General features: G+C 36.5%; 8 protein-coding genes. 1 reads left to right on the top strand and 7 read right to left on the bottom strand.

Features of this window, described 5'->3' with window-relative positions; genetic code table 11:
- Nucleotides 1-254: 254 nt before the first annotated feature.
- The 3 genes from BUC06_RS22050 to speB form a co-directional block, all read right to left on the bottom strand.
- Nucleotides 255-866, bottom strand: coding sequence for an alpha-ketoglutarate-dependent dioxygenase AlkB family protein (locus BUC06_RS22050; RefSeq protein ID WP_073336594.1), 612 nt, complete (start codon nucleotides 864-866; stop codon nucleotides 255-257).
- Between the two features lie 371 nt (nucleotides 867-1,237).
- Nucleotides 1,238-2,098 carry a bifunctional helix-turn-helix domain-containing protein/methylated-DNA--[protein]-cysteine S-methyltransferase gene (locus BUC06_RS22045; RefSeq protein WP_073336592.1) on the bottom strand — a complete coding sequence of 287 codons (861 nt, stop codon included), beginning with the start codon at nucleotides 2,096-2,098 and terminating at the stop codon, nucleotides 1,238-1,240.
- 69 nt (nucleotides 2,099-2,167) lie between these two features.
- Entirely contained in the window at nucleotides 2,168-3,028 is an 861-nt protein-coding gene (gene speB, locus BUC06_RS22040; protein WP_073336590.1) for an agmatinase, read from the bottom strand.
- A 321-nt stretch (nucleotides 3,029-3,349) separates the two neighbouring features.
- Between speB and BUC06_RS22035 the strand changes: the two genes are divergently transcribed.
- Nucleotides 3,350-4,009: an HAD family hydrolase gene (locus BUC06_RS22035; RefSeq protein ID WP_073336588.1), complete on the top strand. Its 660-nt coding sequence runs from the start codon at nucleotides 3,350-3,352 to the stop codon at nucleotides 4,007-4,009.
- A 208-nt stretch (nucleotides 4,010-4,217) separates the two neighbouring features.
- On the opposite strand, the gene BUC06_RS22030 is transcribed toward BUC06_RS22035, so the two are convergent.
- The 4 genes from BUC06_RS22030 to BUC06_RS22015 all read right to left on the bottom strand — a co-directional run bounded on the left by BUC06_RS22030 (nucleotide 4,218) and on the right by BUC06_RS22015 (nucleotide 7,801).
- A complete protein-coding gene (locus BUC06_RS22030; protein ID WP_034731926.1) occupies nucleotides 4,218-5,612 on the bottom strand; it encodes a type III PLP-dependent enzyme domain-containing protein in 1,395 nt (464 codons plus the stop codon).
- A gap of 107 nt (nucleotides 5,613-5,719) precedes the next feature.
- Nucleotides 5,720-6,523 (bottom strand): tyrosine-protein phosphatase, encoded by an 804-nt coding sequence (locus BUC06_RS22025; RefSeq protein WP_083564164.1) that lies wholly within the window; start codon nucleotides 6,521-6,523, stop codon nucleotides 5,720-5,722.
- Between the two features lie 71 nt (nucleotides 6,524-6,594).
- Entirely contained in the window at nucleotides 6,595-7,242 is a 648-nt protein-coding gene (locus BUC06_RS22020; RefSeq protein WP_073336584.1) for a thiamine diphosphokinase, read from the bottom strand.
- Complete coding sequence (locus tag BUC06_RS22015; RefSeq protein WP_073336582.1) at nucleotides 7,232-7,801, bottom strand: cob(I)yrinic acid a,c-diamide adenosyltransferase; 570 nt, start codon at nucleotides 7,799-7,801, stop codon at nucleotides 7,232-7,234. Before BUC06_RS22015 ends, BUC06_RS22020 begins: the two co-directional genes overlap by 11 nt.
- Nucleotides 7,802-8,111: the final 310 nt, after the last annotated feature.

The following is an 8,111-nucleotide window of genomic DNA, read 5'->3' as shown; positions in this document are numbered from 1 at the left end:
AAGACTTAATCTAAAAGGAAAGAGTCCGGTACAGTACCGAACTCTTTCATATAATAATATTGTTTAATTTTGTCTAAACTTTGGGGTGCAGTCTACTTCGAGAAATTGAGCGACCGGATTTTTTTATGTCATTTGGAGAGGGTAGCTTCTAGTGCCTTAGCCACCATTTGTAAAACCTTATTTACCAAAAGAGATAATCGTAATGCCATTCTTAACAAAAAAATGTTGACAAAGGTTCCGAAATCACGATTTTATTATTCTTCAATCGTTCTGAAAGTAAGATTCACTCTTGGGGTTTTCACTTTGGTGGTTGGCGGAAGTCTGTGCAGCCAGTTTTCCTGTGTTGTCCCTTTCATGATCAAAAGACTTCCGTTTTCGAGGAATATTTCCACTTTCTCTTTGGTGGTTTTATGTTTAAATAAAAACTTTCTTTCTGCACCGAAAGTCAGGGATGCAATGGCTCCGTGTTTTTTAAGATCCTTTTCTCCGTCGCTGTGGTAGGCCATTCCTTCGCTTCCGTCATGGTATAAATTGAGAAGGCAGGAATTGTATGTTTCTCCGGAAACTTCCTCACACTTTTTCTTCAGTTCGAGTAATTCCGGAGTCCAGAATTTTGCATATTTTGTCCGTTTTGAATAGGTATATTCAAAGGCTTTTTCTCCGAACCAGGCTACTTTTCTCTTCGTTAAAATTAATTTTCCAAAGATCACTGCTTCATCATTTTCCCATGGGATTTGATTGAGTAGATAATCATAAAAGAAATCTGATCTTTCTTTGTTAAATACTGTTCCGTAATAATGGACTGTTCCGTCATTCGGAAGAATATTCAAAGGATATTCTGATATTTCTTCAAACAGGTTATTCATGATTTTGAGTTTGTAAAAAGTATGAATGAGTCATTAGATTTTATAATTACAGTTTTATTTAAACCACAAAAGTCGCAAAAGTTTTTAACACTTAAGTTTTTTAAGTTATTATTAAAACGTTGAATAAAGCGCACTTAAGTTTTTTTGAAAATCAGAGATTTTATTCAGTACTCATCTTTCTAAATATATGTATTTTCTGTTTTATAAATAAAAAACATCCAATCAGCCTTTAGCCAAAACTTAAATCTGATATTCATATAAACGAAAGCTAAAAAACTCCAGGTTATATTTTGTGAACTTTTTTACTTAAAAATATTCAACTTTTAAAATAAAACGTAACGCTTTTGTGACTTTTGTGGTTTAAATAATAATTAAAGCAAAATAGAATTTTCAGAGTAAATATGGGAACTTTCCCAGCCTACCATTAGCTGCTTCCTTTCACTTCCCCATCGGTAGCCACCCAGATTTCCTGTAGATTGTATCACCCGGTGACAGGGAATAAGAAAAGCAACAGGATTACTTCCAATCGCTGTTCCCACCGCTCTGGACGCTTTCGGATTTCCAACCTTTTGTGCCAGACTGCCATAGGTAGAGAGCTTTCCCATTGGGATAGAAAGCAGACTTTCCCAAACTTTAAGCTGGAAATCTGTTCCTTTTAAATGAAGTTTAATCATGCTGAGTTTCGTCCAGTCTTTATCAAATATAGAGAGTGCATTTTTTTGAAGAGTATCCTGTCTTTCAAAAAAAGAAGCATTGGGAAAAGTATGTATTAAATTTCCCAATGCTGTTTGTTTATCGTCTTCAAAAGCCATGTAGCAGATCCCTTTTTCAGTAGATGCTGCCATTACAGATCCAAAAGGACTGTTGGAAAAACTGTAGTTGATGTTCAGGCTTTTTCCGCCGTTTTTATATTCCGCCGGAGACATTCCTTCAATGTTCACAAAGAGGTCATGAAGCCTGCTTGTGCTGGAAAGTCCCGTCTCGTAGGCGGTATCAGATAAAGTTGCTTTGTCTTCCTTCAGTAAATTTTTAGCATGTTCAAGACTGATGAACTGTAAAAATTTCTTCGGACTTGTTCCTGCCCATTCCGTGAATATCTTCTGAAAGTGAGCCGGACTTAAGTGAATATTCTCTGCCACTTCCTCCAAACCTGGCTGAAGCCTGAAATTGTCCTGGATATACGCTATCGCTTTGGCAATTCTGTTGTAATCGATCTGACTTTGTGCGGACATACTATTTCTTTTTTACCTCACAAATTTCCGAAGAATACAGGGCAGAAAAAATCTGATTCTTGCGGAATTTTAGTTGTTGTTGTTATAAATATGGTTGTAAGCAAGCATTTTGTAGTATAACTTAGCCGCTAAGAAAGCAGTTGGCTTCGCCATCGGAGAATCCATTAATTCTACGATATCAAAGGCTACCACATTACATTTTTCAAATACTTTTCTCAATAATTCCAATGTAGGATACCACTGAAGACCGCCTGGCTCAGGCGTCCCTGTAGATGGAGCAATAGAAGGATCGAAAGCATCAAGGTCAATCGTGATATACACATTTCCTGAAACTTTTTCCAAAACATCATTCACCCAGTTGTCATTGTTTGCGATCTCATGGGCGAAAAACACTCTTCCTTCCGGCAGATATTCCGCTTCTTCAGCATCCATAGAACGGATTCCCACCTGAACTAAGTTATGCTTCTGATTCGCTTCAAAAACCGCACAGGCATGGTTAGAAGTAGAACCATGGAATTCAGGACGTAAGTCGGTGTGGGCATCCAGCTGAAGAACAGTAAGGTTTTCAAACTTCTCTCCTACGGCACGGATAGAACCGATAGATACAGAATGTTCTCCTCCAAAAAGGGTAAATACTTTTCCTTCGTTGTTCAAAAGCTCTTTTGTTTTTTGGTATACCGCTTCTGTCATTGCTTCAGGGCTTGAGTTTTCAGAAATTTCTCCTGCCAGATATACTCCGTCAAGGAAAGGCTCCGTTCCTGTTTCAATATCATAAAGCTCCATATTTTCGGAAGCATCAAGGAATAATTCCGGGCCTTTATCAGCTCCTTTTCCCCAAGTTGAAGTTCCATCGTAAGGAACGGTTACCAGCATTACTTTAGAGTTCTCTAACGTTGCATTTTCTTCAGGAATTCCTGCGTATGTTCTCATGTTTTATTTAAAAATTTAAATGATTTAAAGATTGAAATATTCGGGGCAAAGATACGAAATACTGTTTGAGTTGAATTATGAGTTATGAGTTATTAATTATTAGTTATTAGTTTCGGGGTGCAGGATCCGGGTTTGTGAGTTTGAGAGTAAGAGGGTTTGAGGCTTTTAGAGTTTCAAACTGATTGTCAGTTGCTGGTTAGTAGTAATTAAGCTGATGAATTATCATCTGATGTCTTGTGTCTGAAATCTAAAATCTTGATTCTTGACTCCCCTCCTCTTTCCCCTTTCAAACCAATTCCCTACTTTTGTAAAAAACAAAATATGCCTTTAAAAGCTGTTCTTTTCGATATGGACGGGGTTATTGTAGATACGGAACCACTTCACAGAAAAGCTTATTTTAAAACGTTTAACGAACTGGAAATTAGTGTTTCTGAAGAATTATACACCTCTTTTACCGGAGCTTCCACAAAAAGAGTGGCTGAAACGCTGATCCAGAAATATAATTTAGCCCATTCCTACGAAGACATTGCCGCGATCAAAAGAGCTCATTTTAAAGATTATTTTGATAATGATGATGAGTTTGATCTTATTCCGGGAGTAAGAGAATTGATCAAACATTACCATGAGAACGGAATTAAGCTTATTCTCGCTTCCTCGGCGACGATGGTTACCATCAACATGGTTTTTGAAAAGTTTGGTCTTGAGCAGTATTTCAGTGGAAAAATTAGCGGTGCAGCTTTGAAAGAGTCGAAACCTCATCCGGAGGTATTTCTTTTAGCATCAGAAATGGCAGAAGAGCCTGTTACAAACTGTATGGTGATTGAAGACTCTACGAACGGAATTCTGGCGGCAAGCAGAGCAGAAATTTTCTGTGCTGCCTACAGAAGTCCACATTCAAAAAATCAGGATTATACCTTAGCGGACATTGTCGTTTCAGATTATGAAGAACTGGAACTGGATAAGCTTTCAAAATATTTTTAAATGAAAAAAGCTCTCAAAATTTGAGAGCTTTTATCTTTATATTTTGGTCTTATCATCTGAAGCGAAGAGAAGAGAAGATTCTTAATGGTTCTTAATCCTTAATAAAAAACTTAATGGTTAAAAATTAAAACATTAAGAGACAATTGAGTTGTTAAGATCATTAAGTTGAGATGGCTTTGTCACTTCGTTCCTCGTAATGACAGTAGTTTTATTTGTACCCTAAGATTTTCAAAATATCTTCCGGTTCCTGTTTCTCACGGAAAACTTCATACTGAAGCTCACCGTTTTCATCTTTCTGGATCAGGACGTGTCTTGGCTGAGGCATCAGACAGTGGTGAACACCTCCGTACCCTCCAATTGTTTCCTGGTACGCTCCAGTATGGAAAAATCCGATATACAGAGGTTTTGTATCACTGAAAACAGGCAGATAAATGGCATTTGTATGCTGTTCAGAATTATAATAATCGTCAGAATCACAGGTCAGTCCACCCAGGAACACCCTTTCATAGGTATCTTCCCATCTGTTCAATGGAAGCATAATGAAGTGTCTGGAGATTGCCCATGTATCAGGAAGTGTAGTCATGAATGAAGAATCAATCATATTCCACTTTTCTCTGTCGTTCTGACGTTTCTGAGAAATGATCTTGTAAAGGTTTGCCCCACTTTCTCCAACCGTAAAACTTCCGAATTCCGTATAAATATTAGGTTCTTCCACTCCTTCCTCTTCACAGAACTTTTTGATCTGAGAAACGATTTCTTCAACCATATACTGATAGTCGTACTCGAAGTTTAAAGAAGTTTTGATAGGGAAACCTCCACCAATGTTCAGTGAATCCACTTCCGGAGCAATTTTCTTCAAACGTGCATATACGCGAAGACATTTGTACAATTCATTCCAGTAATACGCAGTGTCTTTGATCCCGGTATTAATGAAGAAATGAAGCATTTTCAGTCTCGCATTCGGGTGCTCCGCGATCTTCTGGCTGTAATAAGGAATAATATCTCTATATCCGATCCCTAACCTTGAGGTATAGAATTCAAATTTAGGTTCTTCCTCTGAAGCAATTCTGATCCCGATATCGAATGTGGTATCAATACTTTCTGTAAGCTTATCCAGCTCACGGTAGTTATCCAGGATCGGGGTAATATTTTCAAAACCACTGTTAATCATCTCGGAAATTTTCGCCAGATAATCGTCAGTCTTGAATCCATTACAGATGACCTCAATATTTTTATCTACTTTACCTTTCCCATATAGAGATTTGACAATATCCATGTCGTATGCTGAAGAAGTTTCGATAGAAATATCATTCTTTAGAGCTTCTTCAAGCACAAAATTGAAATGACTGGATTTTGTACAGTAGCAGTAGGTATAATTCTTTTTATATTCGGCTTTCTCAAAAGCTTCCCTAAACCAGCTTTTCGCCTTTTGGATATTTTGAGAAATTCTTGGCAGGTAGCTAATTTTTAGCGGGGTGCCAAATTTTTCAACGACTTCCATTAAAGGAACATCGTGAAATAACAAATTGTTCTCAGAAACATTAAATTCCTCTGTAGGAAAATACAATGTCTGATCAATAAGTTCCGAGTACTTTATTTTCATTTCTTGACAAGTGAATTACGAAATGCAAAATTGCTAAAAAAGTTTGATTTTTAAGCGTTAAATTTATTATAAATTTAAAAATGACATCCTGTAAAAACCTCTACAGATTATTGATTCGTGAACTTCTTAACATATTCCTCCCTCATATTTTGTGAAATACCCAGAACCTGTTGAATATAAGCATTCGTTGAGCCATATTTCTTATTGATTTCATCAAAGGCTGCATCCAGGTAAGCAGGTTCCACCCAACTTAATTTTTCCAAAACTTTGATATCCATTTTAGGATATAGAAAATGCAGATTATCTGCCAGTTTCAGCCTTTTAACAACCAGTTTACTCCTGTAATTATTGGATAAAAGGTAGTCATTGTAAATAGTGGCCTTATCAAATTTTAAAATCGTTAAAATTAAAGCCGTAGTAATTCCTGTTCTGTCTTTTCCGGCAGTACAGTGATAAAGAACCGGATGATCGGACTCCAGAATTTCAGTAATTATTTTTTTGATTACTTCAGGGTTCTCCGTAACGTATTCGCGGTAGAAATCAATCATTCTTTTATCCGCATCAGCACCATTTACTTTTCCTTTTAAAACAAGCTTTTTTGCCTTAGTAAGCTGATCTCCTTCATCTTTAAAAGCCGAATATTTTTTATATATAATATCAGTGGGAAGCTGGTCGGGTTTATCAGATATTTCTTTTGAATTTCTAAGATCAATCACCTCTTTTATTCCCAGATTTTCCAATTTTTTGAATGATTTTCTCTTGAGTTGATGAAGATGTCCGCTTCTGTAGAATATCCCTTCTTTTAAGGTCCGGCCCTCAGAATTTTTGATATTTCCTACCGTCCGAAAATTATTTACTTTTTTGATTTCAATAGGATTTCCGGTTTCACTTTTTCCATATTCAGGTTTCATAAAATCCTGTGTTTTACAGGAAGAAACACAAAATATTGCGATGAGCAGGACTGGTATTTTTATGAATTGTTTCAATATATTGAGGGGTATTCTATTTCATTAATTCCTACAAAAAACAACAGATCTCCGGATTCATACTGAATGGAAACCTCATCTTCAACCGCAAAATTCCTGGTTCCGATTCTTGAAGTGATGCTTAGACTTGCATGGGTTAATGGCCAGTTTAATCCTGTTGTGGTCATATTTCCGACAGAGGGAAAAGGATACAATGAAATCATTTTATTTTTAACGCCTTTCAGCTTAAAATTGTTCGGAACAAAATAATATTCTGAAAATTCGTCATAGAATTTAAGATTCATTTTATCTTTAAAAGCATAAGCAACCGTTAGATTTCCTAAAAAATGATCCTGTTCACCTCCGCTTCCTCCAAAAACATCAACATTGGTAAAGCCTTTTTCCAGAATAATTTCCAGAGCTTTATGAAAGTCTGTTTTATCCTGATCCAAAGTCAAAATAAATTTATCCTCATAAACACTTTCATCCGATCCCGAATGGGAATCAAAATCACCGGAAATAAAATCCAGCTTGTCTAAAGGAAAACCTAACTGCTTCAAGTAATGAAAAGCACCGTCAGTACAGGCAATCAAACCATATTGATCGGGATCCGGAAGGTTTTTTGGGTGATCTCCATTGATAAAAAGTAATACTTTATCTCTCATTCGGATTCCAGTATTCTTCAGGTTCGTTGTTGATTTTTGAAATATATCTTGCCAAAACAAAAAGGTAATCAGATAGTCTGTTCAGGTATTTGATCAGTTCAGGACGTACTTCTTCAGATTCGTTTAAGAATACAAGGGAACGTTCTGCTCTTCTGCAGATGGTTCTTGCCGCATGTAAAAATGTTGCCGGTTTTCCACCGCCTGGAAGAATAAAATATTGAAGAGGCTCCAGCTTATCTTCAAAAGCATCCATCCAATTTTCCAGTTCTTCAATCTCCGTATCTGAAATAACCAATGGCAGACGGGATTTTCCGTTGGCCAACATTAATTTATCCACCGGTGTAGCAGCTTCTGAACCTACGGTAAACAGATCAAACTGGATTTTTTTCAACTGCCTCAAAACGTCTTCATCCTCAATATGACTTTTAGAAATACCAATGAATGAATTAAGCTCATCTATATTTCCGTAGCTGTCAACTCTGGCACTGGCTTTGGAAACTCTTGTACCACCATATAAAGCGGTCTGTCCTTTATCTCCTGTTTTAGTATAAATTTTCATCGTACTAAAATACTTTATTTTGTACAATGTAAAAAGTAAAATGTAGGAATGATTTATAGTTTTATCTCCGTACAGTTATAGCCCTATTATTGATTGAATGAGAGAATCCTTCGACTGCGCTCAGGATGACATAGCTAATACTATCTGTTTTTATTACACGTTGTCATTTCAGGTGTCAACTGAAGATTTACAAATGCAGTTCACGAAGGATATTTTTAATTTCATTTCACCACGGATTGCACAGATGTAAATTTTTAGATGTTACGAATAGGTTTTGGCCAGAGCCGAATTGATGTGACTATTTTTCTAA

It is taken from the genome of Chryseobacterium carnipullorum (genome assembly GCF_900142785.1).
Lineage (GTDB): Bacteria > Bacteroidota > Bacteroidia > Flavobacteriales > Weeksellaceae > Chryseobacterium > Chryseobacterium carnipullorum.
Note: the sequence above shows the minus strand (reverse complement) of the source record. Positions and strands in the feature narration are given on the sequence as shown.